Raw genomic sequence first — 19,277 nt, 5'->3', positions numbered from 1 at the left:
AGTTAAAAATACTTGATAGGATTGGTTTCTGTGTTTGATAAAACGACTGCAAAATTAGCAAATTTTTTCTTAAGAAAAGAGGCTAAGAGGTTTTTTGTGTATCGCTCACTTTCGTAATGCCCAACATCGGCCAACACCAGTCTTTGCTCAGCTTTATAGAAGTCGTGATACTTAAGATCTGCAGTAATAAAAATATCTGCCCCGGCGGCAATAGCTTTATTAATGGCAAAGCTTCCGCTTCCACCCAAAACAGCAACTTTTTTAATTGGTTTTCCCAACAGTGATGAATGTCTAATGATCCCACTTCTAAAGATCTCTTTCACCTGTCTTAAAAAATCTTTTTCTTCCATTTCTTCCTCGAGTTCGCCAATCATTCCAAGGCCAATTTGTTGATTGGTGTTTTCAAGGCTGGTGACCTCATATGCGACCTCTTCATAAGGATGACTGTTGAAAAGGGCATTTAAAACGTTCTTTTCAAGGTGCTTTGGAAAGGTTACCCCAATCTGCGCTTCTTCCTCATAATGGGTTTCTCCTTTTCTTCCAATGACGGGATTTGATTCCTCATTTCCGCGGAAGGATCCACTGCCAATAAGATTGAAACTGCAGTGATCATAATTTCCTATAGTTCCTGCGCCGGCGGCAAATAAAGCCTCTCTAACACCTGCAGCATCATTCTTGGGAACAAAAGTGAGTAATTTTTTAATAGTATTCGCCTGGGGCACAAGGATCTTCCTTTTATTTAGCCCCAGTTGTTCGCAAATTACGTCATTTACACCTTTAAAGCTGTTGTCAAGGGCAGTGTGAGTCGCGTAAATAGCTATGTCGTTCTTAATAGCCTTTAGCACAGTCCTTTCAACATAATTGCTGCCTGTAAGTTTTTTAAGGCCTGAAAAAATTATGGGATGAAAGCTAATTATAAGGTTGCAATTCTTCTCCAATGCCTCGTCCACCACGTCTTCCAAGGTGTCCAGGGTCACCAACGCGCCTGTGACCTCGGTGTTTGGGGAGCCGGTGAGTAAACCTACATTGTCATAAGCTTCGGCGTAGGCAGTAGGAGCAAATCTTTCAATTTCCTGAATAACATCTTTAATGAACATAATTTCTCTTTTACTGAAGAAGTCAAAGATAAATATTCTGAAGCCAAGCGCATAAACCCCGATAGTTTCTCTTTAGGATTTATTTCGTCAAAGGATCTTTAGAAGAAAAGATATCGCAGAAACAAGGTTTCAAAAAGGGAAATTTTAACTATATTTTTTTTGCTGTTGCTATATTAGATCTTTTCCGTTTCCTGAAAAAAATTACCTTCGCATCCATGTCTGCAAGAAAAATACTTTATCCTTTTTCCATTCTTTATGGGGGAGTAATGCGTGTGCGTAATAAACTTTATGACCGCGGAATCTTACCTTCCCGGAGTTTTGATCTGCCTGTTATTGTGGTAGGCAACCTTAGTATGGGTGGCACAGGTAAATCTCCCATGGTGGAATATCTTACTCACCTGCTAAAAATGGATCATAAGGTAGCAACCCTTAGCCGTGGTTATAGAAGAAAAAGCAAAGGGTATATTTTGCTTTCGGGAAATGAACCGGCGACAGAAGTGGGGGATGAGCCCCTGCAGTTCAAGTATAAATTTCCGGATGTTATGGTGGCTGTAGATGAAAGCCGCGCCCATGGAATAGAAGAGCTCCTTAAAGAAGATCCAAAGCCCGGGGTCATATTGCTTGATGACGCTTTTCAACACAGAAGCGTCGCTGCGGGATTATATATTTTACTCACTTCATACTCAAAAATTTATCGCAATGATCTTGTTCTTCCGGCAGGTGACCTAAGAGAGCCGGTTTCGGGAGCTAAAAGGGCTAATGTGATCGTGGTAACGAAATGCCCGGCAGAGCTTTCTTTGGAAGAGCAGATGGAAATCGTCAAAAAACTAAAACCCTCTCCCGAACAGGAAGTTTTTTTTAGTAGTGTAGAATACAGCCAAACTGTTTTTGGAAGAAATAATTCCCTAAAATTAAAGGAGCTTCAAAAAACCCCATTTACCCTGGTAACAGGTATAGCTAATCCAAAACCTCTCGTGGATCATCTTCAGGAATTAGGGTTGACTTTTGAGCATAAAGCATATAAAGATCACCATAACTTTACAGAAGCCGAACTGCGGGAACTTCAACACCAGGAGCTTATTATCACTACCGAAAAAGATTATATGCGGCTCAAAAATGAGATTTCCAGAGAGAAGATCTTTTATCTCCCAATTAGGAACATGTTCCTTCACAGAGGTGGGGAGTTTGATGCTCTGGTTCTGGATTATGTGCAAAAAAAATGAGACCTGTTACAGTCTCATTTTTTATTATTTGGCTAATTCAAACTATCTCATACAATAACCTGAATCAGACCTAAATCAAACCTCATGCCAGTTTTTTTAAATCGTGGCTTTTTCCTGACTTAAATATTTATTTATTTTTTGAAAGAATTCTTCCGTTTTATACGGTTTTGGAATAATATCGTTAAAACCATTGAGATAAAATTCATCCAGGCTCTCTTCCAGGGTTACGGCAGTAAGAGCAATTATAGGAATGGTCTCATTGAATTTTCTTATCTCCCGGGTAGCCTCGATCCCGCTTATCCCGGGCATGTGGATATCCATTAAAATGAGGTCGAAATTCTCGTTTTCTGCTTTTGAAATTGCTGCAGTTCCATTGTCGGCCACGTCGCAAATGACCTTATTTTTTTCCAGGATTTTGCGGGTGATCATTTGATTGATCTTATTGTCTTCAACAATTAGGATCTTCTTTTCATGCATGATGTCGTTTGACAACGGCTCGGGAATTTCATTGATCTTCTTATCCTGAGGATTTGCCGGTTCAAGAGCTTCAAAAGTTAATTCAAAATGGAATAAGGAACCCTCTCCAAGTTCGCTTTCCAGGTGAATCTCGCTGTCCATTAAATTAAGCAGGTTTTTCACAATGGAAAGTCCCAGCCCGGTACCACCAAATTTACGGTTGATTTGTAGAGAGCCCTGGGTGAAGTTCTCGAAAATCGCTTTTTGTTTTTCCTTACTTATCCCTTCCCCGGTATCCTGGACCTCAAATCTTAAAAGCACCCGGTTATCCTTCTGGCTAAGACGCTTTACACGTACCCAGATGTCTCCGTCTTCGGTGAATTTAATAGAGTTACCTATGAGGTTGATAAGGATCTGTGAAATTTTAAGTGGATCTCCTTTTAATTTTCTTGGAATATCCTTGTCGAATTCGAGGTGCAGTTTTGTTTTTTTATCTTCAGCCGAATTTTTTAAAGCGATCAACACATCTGTTATCCTCTTCTTTAAATTGAAGGAACTCTCCAGCATCTCCACTTTTTTAGCTTCGAGTTTGTTGAGGTCAAGAATATTATTGATTAGAGAAAGCAGATATTCTCCCGAGAACTTGAGAGAATTCAGGTGTTCCTTTTGATTTTCTGTAGGACTCTCTTCCAGAAGCAGGTGGGTTAAACCTGTTACTGCATATAATGGGGTCCTTAGCTCGTGGGTAATAGTGGAAAGGAATTGCGCTTTAGCAAGAGAAGCCTTTTCGGCGTTTTCTTTGGCCGTGATTAATTCTGAATTCTTCTTTTGTAGCAGGTCATTTGCGCGGGCCCTGAGATTATTATTTTTGTAGAGGGAAAGGGTTAGCAGGGACAAAATAGTGATCAAAGCCACACTAAGAATAGTAGTTAATTTGTTGACCTTTAAATTTCTCTCTTTCTCTTCGTTTTTTCTTGTCAACTCACTAACAGTGCTTTTGAGCGCATCAACCCCGTAGCGGGCATTTGCATCCAGAGCAAGGGCCTCTCTGTTGAGGGCATCCAGGGAATCCTGAATTTTGTTATTCTGTTTAAGAAGTGCCAGGGCCTCTGTAGGATTTCCCATTTGCTCCTGAAGCTGACTTTGAACCAGCAATGTATGCTGTACCATTCCCGCGAAATTGTTCCTGCGGGCATATAACATACTTTTTTCTGCCTCGGCCTTAGCCTCTTCCCATTGATCTGAAGCCTGATAAGCACGTGCTTTGTAATAGTGAACTCGTCCGTGCTCATATTCATTATCGCTGCCACTGGTCTTTAATTTCTCTTCTGCCGAATTGAGTAGTGTAAGGGCAGCATGAGGTCTATTTGCAGTATTTAAATAAAGAATCCCCCGGTTGAGGTCCACAATTCCAAGACCTTCCAGATCATTCTGCTTTTTATAAAGACCTTCAGCAAGGTCGAAATATTCGGTTGCGCGATCAAAGACTCCCTTGGCAGTAAAAATTTTTCCGAAGTTAAGATAGCTATAGGCAAGACCTTCCTCGTCTTCTATTTCCCGCTGAATAGAGATTGCCCGTTGCAGCTCTGTGGCCGCCTTTTCATTTTCCTGGCGTACATAATGCAGTTGTGCCAAAATACTACTGGAGAGGGCGATCAACCGTTGATGGTTGATAGATCGTGACAGTTCAAGAGCGGTATGCAATTCACGCATTGCCTGATCAAAGTTTACACTGTTGATCGACTCTTCTGCGTCTTCCAATAATTGCTCAATAGTGACATTGATTTCATCTGCTTCCTGTAGGTTTTTTTCCTGAGGATAGGAAAAGGAATAGAAAAACAACGTCACCATCAAAAGAGTAAAGTTCTTCATTGGGACCTTAATAACTTGCTAAATATAACTATTTAATTGATACATGGGAAATTAAATCAATGAGTCGGCTGGAATAACCAATCTCATTATCATACCATCCAATTATTTTCACAAAATTGCCTCCCACTACAGAGGTCATTTGCGCATCAAAAATACAGGAGTGAGTATTTCCATTGATATCAATTGAAACTATAGGATCTTCGGTATATTCCAAAATGTTTTTAAGAGGTCCTTCGGCCGCTGCTTTCTTAAAAGCGGTGTTTATTTCTTCAATACTGGTTTCCCTTTCAACGTGGAGGGTCATATCTGTGAGACTGCCATTTGCTACCGGTACTCTAATTCCGCAGCCGCCGATAACATCCCTCAAATTGGGGAAAATCCTTGTAAGCGCCTTTGCTGCTCCGGTGGTGGTGGGAACTATTGACTGCCCTGCAGCCCTGGCCCGTCGTAGATCTTTGTGAGGCTGGTCGTGCAGGCTTTGATCTGTAGTGTAAGAATGGACAGTAGTAATATACGCTTGTTTTACTCCCGCCAGTTCATCTATGATCTTCAGCATGGGTGCAGCATTATTGGTAGTGCAGGAAGCATTTGAGATAATATCTTCTGTCCCGTCGAGAATGTTTTCGTTGACACCCAAAACAACCATTTTTATGGAATCATCCTGTGGAGGAACGCTCAAAATCACTTTTTTGACACCCTGTTGCAAATGAGGCTCCAGGTCTTTTCGTGTTTTGAATTTACCTGTGCTCTCAACTACCACATCGACTTTATACTTATTCCAGTTAATCTCTTCCGGACTCCTGTGATTCGACACCGGGATTTCCTTTCCGTCTACCAAAATGGTATTAGCGATTGAAGAAATCTCCTTTTTAAGGACGCCATGAATGCTGTCGTATTTGAGTAGGTGAGCGAGGGTGGGTGCGGTAGCAATATCATTGAGAATTACTACTTCCAGGTCTTTATGATCGAGTAGTAACCGAAATAAATTTCGTCCAATCCTACCAAATCCATTAATCCCAACCCGGATCTTTTTGTGTGTCGCTCCTGAAGGTTTTGTGTCCTTCATTAAGTGAGATGTTTTTGTGCTTTATAGGATGATCTAACCAGTGCACCGCTTTCTACATGCCTAAAGCCCATCTCGAGGCCTATAGTTTCGTATTTTTTAAACTGCTCCGGTGTAACAAATTCATGAACTGGGAGATGTTGTTTTGTAGGTTGTAAATACTGGCCTATAGTCACGATATCGAGATCAACTTCTCTCAAGTCTCTAAGAGTTTGTATCACTTCTTCTTCCTTTTCACCCAGCCCGAGCATAATTCCCGACTTTGTTCTCTTTACCCCTTGCTGTTTCAGGTATTTTAACACCTGTAAGCTGCGTTCATACTTTGCCTGGATTCGTACCTCCCGGGTTAACCTTTTAACCGTTTCCATATTATGGGAAACGATTTCGGGATTTACATCGATTATTCTGTCAATATTTCTTTCCACTCCCTGAAAATCCGGTATTAAGGTCTCAAGAGTAGTTTCGGGATTCATACGTCGTATGGTATTTACAGTTTCTGCCCACATGATAGAACCCATATCTTTAAGATCATCACGGTCTACACTGGTGATCACAGCATGCTTGATCTTCATTAATTTTATAGAACGTGCGACTTTTTCCGGTTCATCCCAGTCCAGGGTTTCTGGTCTTCCGGTTTTTACACCACAAAAACCACAGGAACGGGTACAGATGTTTCCAAGGATCATGAAGGTTGCGGTTCCTTCTCCCCAACATTCGCCCATATTAGGACAACTTCCCGAGGTACAAATCGTATGAAGATTGTATTTGTCTACCACACTTCTCAGCTCGGTGTATTTTTTACCGGTAGGTAATTTCACCCTTAACCACTTGGGTTTTGGGGTTCTTTGAGTAGGGATTTGCTGTGTTTCCATAAGTCAGCAAAGATACAATTAGAATGCCTAAAAACCAACGCTAATATAGAAGGCCAGGTTGAATGCGTATGGTAAGCAGGAAGTGACTTTTAACTGCACCTTTTAAAGTGCGAATTCAAAAATACAGAGGGAATTAAATCCTCTAAAGGCATAGTGACTGGTAAAGAGCCGAGCGCCCCGGTTTAAAAAATTAGATTCTACGGAATAAATTCTTTAGCCAGATTCCTTTTTCAGGAAGTTCTATTTTCGATCACTTCCGACAATAATTTTTTTGCCCTTAGCAGTTTTACTTTCACATTGTTCATTGGCTCCTGTAGATGAGCCGCAATCTCCTTATAACTCATTTCCTGAAAATATCTTAGGTTAATTACTTCCTGGTAAGGTTTTTTGAGTTTTTTAATATCTCTAAGAAGTTGAGCCAGATTTTGTTCGGTAATAAGGGTATCCTCGATGCTTGGCGTCTCATCGGCTATTCGGTGCACCCTGTCATCCTCTTCATCGGTGGTGCGGGCCCTGATGGAGGCATTTTTTTTTCTTACCAGGTCTACATGAATGTTTTTTGAAATGGTAATGAGCCAGGTTTTGAAGGTATAGTTGGGATCAAATGTATCGATCTTGTCAAAAGCTCTTGAAAATGCCTGAATTGTTATGTCTTCGGCATCAGATTCATTTTGGGTGCGCTTGAGCTGAAAACCGTAAACATCATTCCAAAACCTGTCCAACAGGTAGTTAAAAGCCGCCTGCTTTCCCTTTTTAGCCTTCTCAATTTGTTCCTGAAGTAGATCCGGCTCTATTTCCAATGAGTGGGTTTTGAAATAATATTAGCAATAAATATAATTAATTGAGCCGAGATGAGGAACAATTCCAGAAAAGGAAAAATCCAGAATAGGTCTTCCTCGCCAAATTTCTTTCCGGAGTTGTAAAAAACCATGCCCTGTACAATCCACCTGAGGGCAAGAAGGCCAAGGGCAGCCTGCCAAAAAGGACCAAAAAGAAGGATGAAAAAAAATATCCAGAAAAGAAGCTGGGTAGTGTAAAACAACCCTAGCATAAATTGGTGTTCAATTTTATAGTGGGAAGCAATGGAGACATGTCTTCTTTTTTGCGTGAACCATGATTTAAAATCTGTTTTTGGGACACTGCGGGTAATGCCTAATGGCGAAAAACATAATGCGGTGTTCGTTTTATTGGCTGCCTGGTTTACAAAAAGATCATCATCTCCCGATTTTATATGTAGATGAGTGGCAAAACCATTTTGAGCAAAGAATTCTTCCGATGTATAGGCAAGATTACGCCCTACTCCCATATAAGGTTTACCCCAACCTGCATAGGAGAAATATTGGATGGCAGTAAATAGTGTTTCAAACCGGATAATTTTATTCAGGAGAGAGCGGTTTTGTATAAAATATCCGCCATAACCAAGTACAATACTCTTTTTTTCCTCAAAATGGGCGCTCATCTCCTTTAGCCATTGGTTGGATTCGGGTCTGCAATCGGCATCAGTGAAAAGTAGGTAAGGTTTTTTGGCCTTTTTAATACCCAGAGTAATCGCATATTTTTTATTGGCCCAAAAAGCTTCGTTATTTTGTACATCAACAATTTTTAACCTGGGATCATGAAGTTGAAAATCCTCAAGTACCTCAAGGGTCTCGTCTATAGACGCGTCATTGATTACCACCACCTCAAAGTCGGGGTGATCCTGGGACAGGATCACGGGAAGAAAGTTTTTTAAATTTTCGGCCTCATTCTTGGCGCAAATAATTAAAGAAACAGGAAGATTCTTATATACGGGTGGATTTTCATTTTTAGCAAAGGCAAACTTTAAAAAGCCCAGGTAATAACACAGGTTGATTAGGCCAATGAGAACAAAGGCAACAAGGATGGTTAGCATTTATGGGGTGGGAATTATTTTACCGTTTGAGGTTGATCACAATCTTTGGCTTCATCGGGTAATTTTCCGCAGTAACTACAGGCTTCTCCTTCTTTATTTAGAAAAGGACTTTGGCTGGCACAGGTGCCGGCAAACTTCCCGTCTTTCTTTCCCCAGATTTTGATGGCTATACCGGCAACAGCAAGAGCTAAAAGGGCTATAGTGATTAATACGAGTTCCATATTCAAAAGTTTTGGCAAAAATAAACAATAATGTACAGTATATAAAAGGTATGCAAAAATTTGTCCAGCCTTTATTTGGTTCACTTTTTAAGGCTTAATTCAGGGAATTTTAACTTAAATTTATTTCCCTTAAATATGTTTTGGGATTATATCACAATAAATTGCAGATAATGCTTTAAAATCAAAAATTATGAGTTACAAATTTTTAAAAATTATCATAGTCGGTCTTTTTATCGGTCTTTTCTCTTGTCAGGATAAAGAGAACCGAGGTGATTCTGATACAGAAATTTTTCCCGCAGAGGAGAAGAAGGATGAATTAAGAGAGGACGACAGGCCCATGCCTCGCAGCTATCTCCTTGCAAAAATGAGGGAAAATGATGAATTGAGCACTTTTACAGAAGAACTAAAAAGAACAGGTCTGGAAGAAGAATTCGAGGGTAAAGAAGGAATCTATACCATCTTTGCGCCCTCTAATGCGGCTTATGACAGGATTCCTGCCAAAGAGATGAAGGAAGGAGACACTCTAGAAGCAGGAGAGAATCAAAAAGATCTTTTGCGCTATTACATGGTGGAAGGGGAATTGACCTTAGGTGCTTTGCGCGAAGAAATAAGAACTTCAGAAGATGGAAGATATGAATTCGAAACTGCATTGGGCGAGAAGCTTTGGGCAGTTGAAGAAGGAGACGATATCGTGCTTATCGATGTGTTAGGGAACAAAGCGAAAATTCTAACTTCCAAAATGGAAGAATATTATGGTGCCTATCACATCATTGACAATGTTTTGGTTCCCGGTGAAAATAGTGGTACCGAAGGTCAGGAATAATGTTGAAAGGATTATTGGATAGGCTTTTGTGAATAGATTTTTCTTTTAACTAAGGATTATAATTTCATATTGGCTTAACTGCAAGGTTTTTAATAAATTCATATCTAAACAGTTAAATATAGGATATTATGAAAATTAAGAATATAATTTTGTTTAGTGGACTCTTATTGCTGGGTTTTAACTCGTGTAAAGACAAAGAAAGAGAGGTAGATACAGAGGCTGAAACCCTTGAAATGCAGGAAGAGAATTTTGAAGAAAATGTAGAAGAGCTGCGTCAAAGGAACGCGACTGTAGACGCCATTGAAGGAAACCCTGAATTAAGCACTTTTGCCACTGGCCTTAATGTTTGGAACGTTGAGGATACATTGGACCAGGTTACGGGATCTTATATGGTCTTTGCGCCAAGTAATAGAGCTTATAGTAGAGTCTACAGGCAACAGGGGTATGATATTTTGGCCACAACTCCCGAGGCTGTTATTCCCTACCACATGGTAAAAGCAGATTATACCATGGAGGAACTAAAAAATGAAATCCAGAAAGCCAATGGTTCTCTTGTACTTCCAACTTTTGAGGGGGAAAATATCACCTTTTCTATGGAAGGAGATAAAATTGTGCTTACAGGTACAACTGGTTTGAAAGCCAATATCACCGAAAGTTTTGAGATAGAAAACGGTACTGCTTACATTATTGATAGTGTATTGCTTCCCGAGGGAATACCCACAGTTACTATTACCACGGAAGAGTAGAGCTAGTTTGAATAAAATAAATAAGGCCTCAAAAATGTCATTTTTGAGGCCTTATTTATTTTTTACCCTGCTCAAATAATATTGACCTCAGGGATGATCTCGATTCCAAACATCTCCTTAATCTTCTGCTGAATTTTTCCAGACAGTGCCAGTATTTCCTGTCCTGTTGCATTTCCATAGTTCACAAGCACGAGTGCCTGTTTCTTATGAACTCCGGCATCTCCTTCCCGGAAGCCTTTGAGTCCGGCGCGGTCAATTAACCAGCCGGCAGGAACCTTTACATGGTCTTCATCGATCTCATAAAACGGAATTTCCGGAAATTCCTGCTGAAGTTCCTTTAGTGTTTCCTTTGAAACAACCGGATTTTTAAAAAAACTTCCGCTGTTACCCAGCTCTCTGGGATCTGGTAACTTGGATTGACGGATGCTTATTACGGCTTTGGAAACATCTCCAATTGTAGGGTTTTTGACTCCCTGCTCTTCCAGATATTGATCTATGGAACCATAGGAGGTATTAAGCTCATGATCTCTCTTATGAAGCCTGAAGCTAACGCTTGTTATTATATACTTGCCTTTTGCTTCGTTTTTAAAGATGGAATCTCTGTAGCCAAAGCGGCATTCTTCCCGGCTAAAGGTCTTTAATTGCAGAGTTTGTAAGTCCATTGCGGTACAGCTTACAAAACTGTCCTTAAGTTCCACACCATAGGCACCAATATTTTGAATTGGAGCTGTACCTACTTTCCCCGGGATCAATGAAAGATTCTCAAGACCACCAAAGCCTTTATTTATGCAGAATAATACAAATTCATGCCAGTTCTCACCGGCCATAGCCTGCACTACGACTTCATCTTCAGTTTCCTCAAGAATCTCCCGTCCCTTAAGATTTATGTAGATCACCGTTTGCTTTACATCTTTGGTGAGAAGCATATTACTTCCGCCGCCAAGGATCAAAAGCTCTGATGCATACATGTTCTTCAAAACTTCCCGAAGCTCTTCAACAGAAGTTACTTCCACTAATTTGCGGGCACTCACATCTATGCCGAAGGTATTATATGGCTTAAGGGAAACGTTTGTAAGAACCTTCATATTTATCCTTTGTACTGCTTTAATGCTTCCTTTAGGAGCTCTATAGCTCTCAACAGGTTTTCTTTCTTAAGTACATAAGCGATTCTCACCTGGTTCTTTCCTGTGTTTGGAGTAGAATAGAAGCCGGCGGCAGGAGCTACCATTATGGTTTCATTGTCTATTTCAAAGCTTTCCAGGAGCCATTTAGCGAAAGCCTCGGCATCTGCAACAGGTAATTCAGCAATACAATAGAAAGCGCCTTTAGGATTGGCTACTCTTACCCCCTTGATCTGCTCAAGACCCTGAACGAGAGTGTTTCTTCGGGAAGTGTATTCTTCAATAACTTCATCAAAATATTCCTGCTCTGTATCGAGGGCAGCTTCACTTGCGATTTGGGCAAAGGTCGGAGGGCTTAGACGTGCTTGTGCGAATTTCATCGCTGTAGCCATAAAATCTTCATTTTTGGATACTACACAGCCAATACGGGCGCCACACATGCTATAACGTTTGGAGACGGAATCAATCATAATCGCATTTTGCTCTAACCCGGGAACACTCATAATAGAGTGGTGTTGAGCCCCGTCATAAGCAAATTCACGGTATACTTCATCGGCCACAATGAAAAGATCGTGCTTTTTGACAACTTCGGCCAATTGGTCGATCTCCTCTTTCGTGTAAAGGTAACCTGTGGGATTCCCCGGGTTACAAATAAGAATGGCTTTTGTTTTGGGAGTTATGAGTTTCTCGAATTCAGAAATTGGAGGCAGGGCAAAGCTGTCTTCGAATTTAGATTTTACAGGTACTACGGTAACGCCAGATGCTGTTGCGAAACCATTGTAGTTGGCGTAAAATGGCTCGGGAATGATCACTTCATCACCTGCATCGCAAATACTACCCATTGTAAACATCAATGCTTCAGACCCACCCGTGGTGATGATCAATTCATTGGCCGAAATATTGATGTCATGTTTCCTGTAGTAGGCGGCAAGTTTGGTACGATAACTTTCAAAACCTGCAGAGTGGCTGTAGGAAAGAACTTCAATGTCGTTGTTCTTAACTGCGGCAAGGGCTTTCGCCGGAGTTTTAATATCGGGCTGCCCAATGTTTAGCTGATAAATTGTGCGACCTTTTTTAATGGCGGCTTCAGCGTAGGGGACCAATTTTCTTATAGGAGATTCGGGCATTGACTGCCCCTTGTTTGAAATGCGTGGCATACTTAAAATTTTGGCCTACAAAGTTGCAAAAATTAAACTTGACAACGATAATTTTCGTAATTTTTATGACATCCTAATTCGGCCGTCATGCTTACGTTTAAGCTGTTCATATTGCTGTTATGTGCCGCCATTACTTCCGGGTTTGGTCAGGAGAACTTCAGGATCAAAGATGGAAAGAAAAAGGACCGGATAAAATTTGAAATGGTCAATAATCTCATTATTGTACCAGTGGAACTTAATGGGACCCAACTTTCCTTTCTTGTAGATACAGGTGTAAAGACCACAGTATTGCTCACGCTCAATGAAGAAGATACTCTTTTACTCAAATCGGCCGAAAGGATCTTTTTAAGGGGTATAGGCGGGGAAGAATTGATCAAAGCTTATAGATCTTCCAATAATGAGTTTAGGTTAGGAAATACAACCAGTACAAATCTTAATGTTTACGTCATTTATGACCCTGATATTAATTTCTCTCCCAGGCTGGGAGTTCCTGTTCACGGGATCATTGGCTACGATCTTTTTAAAGATTTTGTAGTGGAGATAAATTATCCAAGGCGCTTCCTTGTGCTTCACGATCCTGAAAAATACAGTAAGAAACTCAGAAGATATAAGGAAGTGCCCCTGGAGTTTTTTCAGGATAAACCTTATGTACAGGTGGCGCTTAACATTGAAGGAAAGGAGTCGAGAGCAACCCTACTTCTAGATAATGGTCTTAGCGACGCTCTATGGCTTTTCTCCGATTCCGAAAAGATACATGTTCCCCAGAATACTTTTCACGATTTTCTTGGCCGGGGCTTGTTGGGTGATGTGGTAGGGGAGCGTGGTATCGTTGAAACATTAACTATAGGGGAAGAGGTTCTAAATAATGTCTCTGCCTCTTTTCCCGATAGTCTTTCGGTTGAAGGATTAAAAACATATCACGCACGCAACGGGAGTATGGGGGCAGAGATTCTAAAGCGGTTCCATGTAGTTTTTGATTACCGGGATCAAAAGCTTTACTTGAGGGGCAACAAATGGAGAAATAACGAATTCAGGCATAATTTAAGTGGGATAGTACTGGAACATAAGGGGTACCAGATTGTAGAATCTTATGAGGAAGTTGTGAGATCTATCTCTTCAAGGGAACTGAGTAAAAATGAAATCATCCTTGAGCCGTCACTCTATAGGAAGTTCGAATTAAAGCCGGCTTTCCAAATAGCCAGGTTAAGACCAGATTCTCCTGCAATAAAAGCAGGGCTCAAGGTGGGGGATGAGGTACTAAAGATCAATGGGCGTGACGCCTGGAAGCTGGACCTTAATGATTTTAATAGCTTTTTTACCTCTGGAGAAGGTAAGAAAATTAAAATGCAAGTGCTTCGGAAGGACCAAAAGATGGAATTTGAATTTCAATTGAGAAATCCTTTAAAATAAAAAAGCCCCTCAAAAAGGGGCTTCAAAAATGTCATTTCTGGAAAGTCTTATTCTAAAACTCTTCCTTTGATCTTGATCGATTTTGCAGGCTCTTCTGCATTAGAATAAACTGTGATGGTCTTTCTAATAGGTCCTACAATTTTGGTGTCATATTTAACTTTGATCTCGCCAGTTTCACCTGGAGCGATAGGATCTTTAGGTCTTTCGGGGATAGTACATCCACAACTTGAAGTTACATCTGTAATCACAAGAGCAACATTTCCAGTATTTGTGAATTCAAAGACGCGAACGCCGTCACTTCCCTTTGCTATTTCGCCATAGTCAATCACTTCAGACTTAAATTCGATTTTTGCTGTTTCCTGAGCCTGAACTGCGAAACCGACTAAAACGAAAATGGCAATTGCAATTAATTTTTTCATAGTTTTTAATTTAATCAGAATTGTAAATATACTACTAATCTGTTTATTGTAGCAAATAAAAAGGCAATCCACTGCTCTGCCTTTTTTAATCCTGAAGTTATAATTACTTTTGCCAAGATATTCCAAAAACCGCACCAAAGAATGACTGTAGCATCAAATTACGTAGCCCGGGAAGTTGAAAATAAATGGTATGACTACTGGATGAAAAACAATTATTTTCATTCTGAAGTTGATGAAAGGGAGCCGTATACGATCGTGATTCCGCCGCCCAATGTTACAGGGGTGTTGCACATGGGCCACATGCTTAACAACACGATTCAGGATGTGTTGATCAGGCGGGCAAGGCTAAAAGGTTATAATGCCTGCTGGGTGCCGGGAACAGACCACGCTTCTATTGCTACGGAAGCAAAAGTGGTTGCCAAGCTAAAAGCTGAAGGAATTGATAAAAATGATCTTTCAAGAGAAGAATTCCTGAAGCACGCGTGGGACTGGACTCACAAGCATGGAGGAATTATCCTCGAGCAGTTAAAGAAACTGGGAGCTTCCTGTGACTGGGAACGCACCAAATTCACGATGGATGATGATATGTCAGCCTCGGTGATCAAAGTCTTTGTTGATCTTTATCGCAAAGGACATATCTACCGCGGTTATCGTATGGTAAACTGGGATCCACAGGCAAAAACCACGCTTTCCGATGAAGAAGTGATCTATCAGGAGCGGCAGGGGCATTTGTACTATCTAAAATATAAAATTGAAGGCACAGAAGATACGCTTACCATAGCAACCACCCGTCCCGAGACAATTTTGGGAGATACTGCAATTTGTATTAATCCAAATGATGAGCGATTTATCCATCTAAAAGGTAAAAAAGCAATTGTGCCTCTATGCGAGAGGGTTATTCCTATCATAGAGGATGAATATGTTGATGTGGAATTTGGTACCGGATGTTTAAAAGTGACTCCGGCACATGATGAAAATGATAAGATGCTTGGTGACAAGCATAATCTCGAGGTGATCGATATTTTTCACGACGATGCTACCCTAAATTCTTTCGGAATGCAGTACGAGGGGATGGATCGTTTTGAGGCCCGAAAGCAAATGGTGAAGGACCTGGAGGAAAAAGGGATCCTTGTTAAGACCGAGGAGCATGTGAACAAGGTGGGGACCAGTGAGCGCACCGGTGCAGTTATAGAGCCAAAATTGAGTGATCAATGGTTCCTTAAAATGAAAGAATTAGCCCAGCCTGCTCTTGATGCTGTATTGGAAAAAGAGGTGAACCTTGTGCCCGATAAATTTGTAAATACCTATCGTCACTGGATGGAAAATGTTCGGGATTGGAACATTAGCCGTCAATTGGTATGGGGGCAACAAATTCCTGCATTTTTCTATGGAGACGGAAAGGAAGATTTTGTTGTGGCCGAAACTCCGGAAGAAGCCCTGGAATTGGCGCGGAAACAATCGGGGAAAGATCTTACAGCCGCCGACCTTACGCAGGACAAAGATGCGCTGGATACCTGGTTTTCTTCCTGGTTATGGCCAATTAGTGTTTTTAACGGGATCCTGGAGCCGGATAATAAAGAAATTAATTATTACTACCCAACCAATGATTTGGTTACTGCACCCGAGATCCTTTTCTTCTGGGTGGCGCGAATGATCATTGCGGGATATGAATACAGGGATCAAAAACCTTTTAACAACGTTTACCTTACCGGAATTGTTCGCGACAAACAGCGTCGTAAAATGTCAAAATCCCTGGGTAATTCCCCCGATCCTCTTGGACTTATAGATGCTTATGGTGCAGATGGGGTTAGAGTAGGGATGCTTTTGAGTTCCCCTGCAGGGAATGACCTGATGTTTGAAGAAGATCTGTGCAAGCAGGGTGGGGCGTTTGTAAATAAAATATGGAACTCCTTTAAGCTGGTAAATTCCTGGGAAGTTTCCGATAAAGCAGAGCAACCCGAAGCTGCAAAAATTGCAATACAGTGGTATAAGGCAAAATTCCAGAAGAGCCTGCAAGAGATCGATGATAACTATAAAAAGTATCGCATGAGTGATGCTTTAATGGCAACTTATAAGCTGGTGTGGGACGATTACTGTTCCTGGTTCCTGGAAATGGTGAAGCCGGTTTACGGGCAACCTATGGACAAGGTTACTTTTGATGCAGTGACAGAGATCCTGGAAAATAATTTGAAGATACTCCATCCCTTTGTGCCTTTTGTATCTGAAGAGATCTGGCAGTCAATGAAGGAGCGTTCAGAAAATGAAGCGCTTATCATTTCATCCTGGCCAGAAGTTGAAAACTTTGATGCTTCTTTAGTTGAAGAATTCACGGTGGCTTCAGAAGTTATTTCGGGGATAAGAAGCATCAGGAAAGAAAAGAATATCTCTTATAAAGATCAGATTGAATTACACGTCCTTAACAACGAAAATGTTGCCGGTACTTTTGATCCTGTTATCGAAAAATTGGGTAATATTTCTACGCTTGGATATACAGATGCACAAGTAAAAGGTGCACTTTCGTTCAGAGTGAAATCAAATGATTATTTCATTCCTGTTGCAGGTGCGATAGATGTTGATGCCGAGAAAGCAAAGCTTGAAGAAGAATTGAACTATACCCGCGGATTCCTGAAGTCGGTAGAAAAGAAATTGTCTAATGAAAAGTTTGTTGGCGGTGCTCCTGCAAAGGTTGTGGAGAACGAGAAGCAGAAAAAAGCCGATGCCGAAGCAAAAATAGAAGCAATACTGGCGAGCTTAGAAGCACTTTCTTAAATAGTGAGGTTTTGGGAATAGAGTTAGTTTCACCAGTTGATTTTTAATTTTAAAAATTAACTGGTTCATTTACTTTTTAAAAGTTTTCAGAGCATTTCTACAAAGTAGGTTCTTTAGTAGAAGAAACAATCGAAAGAGGTTTTCAGATCATGTGAAATGTGACCTGGCGTAATTCTGCTTTTCCAAAATGGAGAAGGATTAAATTTAGATCTATGGGGGTGGGGATTTTGTGTCTGTCACCGAAAAATTGGGGCCTAATGCTTTATACACCAAGCAAATTCCTCGTATATTAAAAAGCTTTGCCATTACCTTTTTTAAAGCAATAAAACAGAGATTTCCAGGAATTAACCCGGTCCAAAAACTTTCTGGTTAATGTGGTTTTTGGAATTGATAAATTAAAATTCCTTTCTTAACTAATCGACAATATTCTCATCGACAAGTTTAATGTACGCTTCCTTTGCTTCCTGCGGAGTCATGTTTCGCACCTGGAGCAGAGCGTTCAGTTTAAAAGCATTTTTGACATCACTGTCACCAGAAGGAATGTATACTCTGGTGTGCTCTGTGGCCTGTTTATAAAAAGCATAGAGCTGTAGCATAATATCTGGCGGGAACTTCAGGGAAGTCTTACTGGCTTTTTCATAAGCCTTCAAAAATTCCTTATCAACTTCTTCAGGAGTCATGGCTGTTAGATTAGGAAACTTTGGCAATGAGACTAATTCCACCTTTTACTTTTTGATTCAGTTTAACTTCCAGCTGGGTACCTAAGGGAAGGAATACATCTACTCTGGAACCAAATTTTATAAAGCCGCTGTCGCTTCCCTGTACAACTTCTTCGCCTACTTTGGCATAATTGACTATTCGCTTTGCCAGAGCCCCTGCGATTTGCCTATACAGGATTTCTCCGGCAACTTTATTTTCAACGACTACCGTAGTGCGTTCATTTTCTTCACTTGCCTTTGGATGCCAGGCAACAAGATATTTCCCCGGGTGATATTCGCTGTATTTTACAATTCCACCTACAGGATGTCTCGTAACATGCACGTTAATTGGTGACATGAAAACAGAAACCATTAACCGCTTATCCTTAAAATATTCTTTTTCGTAGACTTCTTCAATGACGACTACTTTACCGTCAACCGGTGCGACCACATGTACATCATTGATCTCGGTATTCCTCTTGGGGTTTCTAAAGAACTGGAGTACCAGGAAGAACAATAGAATGGACCCAACGAGAATAACAACCCTAATCCAATAGGTGAAAATAAAAGCCTGTGAAAGCAGGTTTACAATGATCAACAGGATCATCGCAGTTCCCATTATTTTATATCCTTCTTTATGAAACATAGTTAATTAGTTGTAAATAGGCATAAACAAAAGGGCTCGCGAAGATAATGCTATCCAGCCTGTCGAACAAGCCACCGTGTCCCGGCATAAGCCTTCCACTGTCTTTGACCCCTGCCTGTCGTTTAAATTTAGATTGAATAAGATCTCCCAAGGTTCCAAAAATGCTTAAAATCACCGCTAATCCTATCCATTTTTGAATGTCGAGTAGCCCTGTAAAGAAAAATACAAGATAGGCGGCAATTGCACTAAAAATAAGACCTCCCAGGAAACCTTCTACTGTCTTTTTTGGAGAGATCCTTTCAAAGAGCTTCTTTTTTCCAAAATTCTTACCTACAAGATAGGCAAAAGTATCGTTTATCCAAATAAGGGAAAATATCCCTACCACCAGTTCTGGTGTGAAATCTCCTGTATAGCTTGGAATGAGGGTAAGAAAGATCATTGAAGCAATAAGATAGAAGATGATAATCACATACTTCTTCTTTTCAAAAAGCGGAATTTTATTGACCAGCATTAGGTCCTTGACTAAAAAGAGATTCACAAAAATGGTGATCATCAAAAGAACGAGGGTGGCATATGGACTCCAGCGCATATAGCTGAAAATGACAAACAATCCAATTAACAGAAGATACCCTAGAAAGCTTTTAAGATGTAGCAGTCGTTGCAGTTCCCTTAAGCAGATAACCCCGAATAATAGAAAAAGGGTGGTAAAGGCAAATTCCGAGGCGAAAATGGAGACCACGAGTATAGATACGTACATGACTCCCGATAAACCCCGAATAATATTTTCCTTCAT

At 40.6% G+C, this 19,277-nt stretch carries 18 protein-coding genes; 5 read left to right on the top strand and 13 right to left on the bottom strand.

What is annotated here, in order from left to right:
• Positions 1 to 2: 2 nt before the first annotated feature.
• The gene (locus tag OU683_RS12970) at positions 3 to 1,097 is read right to left on the bottom strand and encodes a Nif3-like dinuclear metal center hexameric protein (protein WP_268138990.1); all 1,095 of its coding nucleotides are present in this window, start codon (positions 1,095 to 1,097) and stop codon (positions 3 to 5) included.
• A gap of 215 nt (positions 1,098 to 1,312) precedes the next feature.
• Between OU683_RS12970 and lpxK the strand changes: the two genes are divergently transcribed.
• A complete protein-coding gene (gene lpxK / locus OU683_RS12965) occupies positions 1,313 to 2,320 on the top strand; it encodes a tetraacyldisaccharide 4'-kinase (protein ID WP_268138988.1) in 1,008 nt (335 codons plus the stop codon).
• A gap of 96 nt (positions 2,321 to 2,416) precedes the next feature.
• Here the strand turns inward: lpxK and OU683_RS12960 are convergent, their stop codons facing one another.
• From OU683_RS12960 to OU683_RS12935, 6 genes are all read right to left on the bottom strand, one after another.
• Complete coding sequence (locus tag OU683_RS12960) at positions 2,417 to 4,648, bottom strand: hybrid sensor histidine kinase/response regulator (RefSeq protein WP_268138986.1); 2,232 nt, start codon at positions 4,646 to 4,648, stop codon at positions 2,417 to 2,419.
• Between the two features lie 28 nt (positions 4,649 to 4,676).
• The gene (gene gap / locus OU683_RS12955) at positions 4,677 to 5,714 is read right to left on the bottom strand and encodes a type I glyceraldehyde-3-phosphate dehydrogenase (RefSeq protein WP_268138984.1); all 1,038 of its coding nucleotides are present in this window, start codon (positions 5,712 to 5,714) and stop codon (positions 4,677 to 4,679) included.
• Positions 5,714 to 6,583, bottom strand: a complete 870-nt coding sequence (lipA, locus tag OU683_RS12950) for a lipoyl synthase (protein WP_268138982.1) — start codon at positions 6,581 to 6,583, stop codon at positions 5,714 to 5,716. The genes gap and lipA overlap by 1 nt, the downstream gene beginning before the upstream one ends.
• Positions 6,584 to 6,813: 230 nt before the next feature.
• Complete coding sequence (locus OU683_RS12945) at positions 6,814 to 7,383, bottom strand: RNA polymerase sigma factor (RefSeq protein WP_268138980.1); 570 nt, start codon at positions 7,381 to 7,383, stop codon at positions 6,814 to 6,816.
• A complete protein-coding gene (locus tag OU683_RS12940) occupies positions 7,374 to 8,474 on the bottom strand; it encodes a glycosyltransferase (RefSeq protein ID WP_268138978.1) in 1,101 nt (366 codons plus the stop codon). The genes OU683_RS12945 and OU683_RS12940 overlap by 10 nt, the downstream gene beginning before the upstream one ends.
• A 14-nt stretch (positions 8,475 to 8,488) precedes the next feature.
• On the bottom strand, positions 8,489 to 8,695 hold the full coding sequence (locus OU683_RS12935; protein WP_228915524.1) for a membrane or secreted protein: 207 nt from the start codon (positions 8,693 to 8,695) through the stop codon (positions 8,489 to 8,491).
• Positions 8,696 to 8,885: 190 nt separating this feature from the next.
• Between OU683_RS12935 and OU683_RS12930 the strand changes: the two genes are divergently transcribed.
• Entirely contained in the window at positions 8,886 to 9,518 is a 633-nt protein-coding gene (locus OU683_RS12930) for a fasciclin domain-containing protein (RefSeq protein WP_268138976.1), read from the top strand.
• Positions 9,519 to 9,646: 128 nt separating this feature from the next.
• Positions 9,647 to 10,264 (top strand): fasciclin domain-containing protein, encoded by a 618-nt coding sequence (locus tag OU683_RS12925; RefSeq protein WP_268138974.1) that lies wholly within the window; start codon positions 9,647 to 9,649, stop codon positions 10,262 to 10,264.
• A 71-nt stretch (positions 10,265 to 10,335) separates the two neighbouring features.
• Here OU683_RS12925 and murB read toward each other — a convergent pair whose 3' ends face one another.
• Complete coding sequence (gene murB / locus OU683_RS12920) at positions 10,336 to 11,349, bottom strand: UDP-N-acetylmuramate dehydrogenase (protein WP_268138972.1); 1,014 nt, start codon at positions 11,347 to 11,349, stop codon at positions 10,336 to 10,338.
• A 2-nt stretch (positions 11,350 to 11,351) separates the two neighbouring features.
• Entirely contained in the window at positions 11,352 to 12,542 is a 1,191-nt protein-coding gene (locus OU683_RS12915) for a pyridoxal phosphate-dependent aminotransferase (RefSeq protein ID WP_268138970.1), read from the bottom strand.
• An 87-nt stretch (positions 12,543 to 12,629) separates the two neighbouring features.
• Here OU683_RS12915 and OU683_RS12910 point away from each other — a divergent pair, with 87 nt between their 5' ends.
• The gene (locus OU683_RS12910; RefSeq protein ID WP_268138968.1) at positions 12,630 to 13,952 is read left to right on the top strand and encodes a retropepsin-like aspartic protease; all 1,323 of its coding nucleotides are present in this window, start codon (positions 12,630 to 12,632) and stop codon (positions 13,950 to 13,952) included.
• Between the two features lie 47 nt (positions 13,953 to 13,999).
• On the opposite strand, the gene OU683_RS12905 is transcribed toward OU683_RS12910, so the two are convergent.
• On the bottom strand, positions 14,000 to 14,371 hold the full coding sequence (locus OU683_RS12905; RefSeq protein WP_268138966.1) for a DUF1573 domain-containing protein: 372 nt from the start codon (positions 14,369 to 14,371) through the stop codon (positions 14,000 to 14,002).
• Positions 14,372 to 14,512: 141 nt separating this feature from the next.
• Here OU683_RS12905 and OU683_RS12900 point away from each other — a divergent pair, with 141 nt between their 5' ends.
• Entirely contained in the window at positions 14,513 to 17,140 is a 2,628-nt protein-coding gene (locus tag OU683_RS12900) for a valine--tRNA ligase (RefSeq protein WP_268138964.1), read from the top strand.
• A gap of 413 nt (positions 17,141 to 17,553) precedes the next feature.
• On the opposite strand, the gene OU683_RS12895 is transcribed toward OU683_RS12900, so the two are convergent.
• The 3 genes from OU683_RS12895 to OU683_RS12885 are packed head-to-tail and all read right to left on the bottom strand — an operon-like array spanning position 17,554 to position 19,277.
• The gene (locus tag OU683_RS12895; protein WP_268138961.1) at positions 17,554 to 17,862 is read right to left on the bottom strand and encodes an acyl-CoA-binding protein; all 309 of its coding nucleotides are present in this window, start codon (positions 17,860 to 17,862) and stop codon (positions 17,554 to 17,556) included.
• On the bottom strand, positions 17,831 to 18,484 hold the full coding sequence (locus OU683_RS12890; RefSeq protein WP_268138959.1) for a phosphatidylserine decarboxylase family protein: 654 nt from the start codon (positions 18,482 to 18,484) through the stop codon (positions 17,831 to 17,833). Before OU683_RS12890 ends, OU683_RS12895 begins: the two co-directional genes overlap by 32 nt.
• Complete coding sequence (locus tag OU683_RS12885; RefSeq protein WP_268138957.1) at positions 18,474 to 19,277, bottom strand: phosphatidate cytidylyltransferase; 804 nt, start codon at positions 19,275 to 19,277, stop codon at positions 18,474 to 18,476. Before OU683_RS12885 ends, OU683_RS12890 begins: the two co-directional genes overlap by 11 nt.

The sequence above is a fragment of the Salinimicrobium sp. TH3 genome (assembly GCF_026676115.1).
GTDB lineage: Bacteria > Bacteroidota > Bacteroidia > Flavobacteriales > Flavobacteriaceae > Salinimicrobium.
Note: the sequence above shows the minus strand (reverse complement) of the source record. Positions and strands in the feature narration are given on the sequence as shown.

Excerpts from the sequence above, each read along its gene's own strand:
- OU683_RS12890 (WP_268138959.1), bottom strand. The coding sequence starts at position 18,484 with ATGTTTCATAAAGAAGGATATAAAATAATGGGAACTGCGATGATCCTG.
- lpxK (WP_268138988.1), top strand. The coding sequence starts at position 1,313 with ATGTCTGCAAGAAAAATACTTTATCCTTTTTCCATTCTTTATGGGGGA.
- OU683_RS12925 (WP_268138974.1), top strand. The coding sequence starts at position 9,647 with ATGAAAATTAAGAATATAATTTTGTTTAGTGGACTCTTATTGCTGGGT.
- OU683_RS12960 (WP_268138986.1), bottom strand. The coding sequence starts at position 4,648 with ATGAAGAACTTTACTCTTTTGATGGTGACGTTGTTTTTCTATTCCTTT.
- murB (WP_268138972.1), bottom strand. The coding sequence starts at position 11,349 with ATGAAGGTTCTTACAAACGTTTCCCTTAAGCCATATAATACCTTCGGC.
- OU683_RS12930 (WP_268138976.1), top strand. The coding sequence starts at position 8,886 with ATGAGTTACAAATTTTTAAAAATTATCATAGTCGGTCTTTTTATCGGT.
- OU683_RS12915 (WP_268138970.1), bottom strand. The coding sequence starts at position 12,542 with ATGCCACGCATTTCAAACAAGGGGCAGTCAATGCCCGAATCTCCTATA.
- OU683_RS12900 (WP_268138964.1), top strand. The coding sequence starts at position 14,513 with ATGACTGTAGCATCAAATTACGTAGCCCGGGAAGTTGAAAATAAATGG.
- OU683_RS12910 (WP_268138968.1), top strand. The coding sequence starts at position 12,630 with ATGCTTACGTTTAAGCTGTTCATATTGCTGTTATGTGCCGCCATTACT.
- OU683_RS12905 (WP_268138966.1), bottom strand. The coding sequence starts at position 14,371 with ATGAAAAAATTAATTGCAATTGCCATTTTCGTTTTAGTCGGTTTCGCA.
- lipA (WP_268138982.1), bottom strand. The coding sequence starts at position 6,583 with ATGGAAACACAGCAAATCCCTACTCAAAGAACCCCAAAACCCAAGTGG.
- OU683_RS12885 (WP_268138957.1), bottom strand. The coding sequence starts at position 19,277 with ATGAAGGAAAATATTATTCGGGGTTTATCGGGAGTCATGTACGTATCT.
- OU683_RS12940 (WP_268138978.1), bottom strand. The coding sequence starts at position 8,474 with ATGCTAACCATCCTTGTTGCCTTTGTTCTCATTGGCCTAATCAACCTG.
- gap (WP_268138984.1), bottom strand. The coding sequence starts at position 5,714 with ATGAAGGACACAAAACCTTCAGGAGCGACACACAAAAAGATCCGGGTT.
- OU683_RS12970 (WP_268138990.1), bottom strand. The coding sequence starts at position 1,097 with ATGTTCATTAAAGATGTTATTCAGGAAATTGAAAGATTTGCTCCTACT.
- OU683_RS12935 (WP_228915524.1), bottom strand. The coding sequence starts at position 8,695 with ATGGAACTCGTATTAATCACTATAGCCCTTTTAGCTCTTGCTGTTGCC.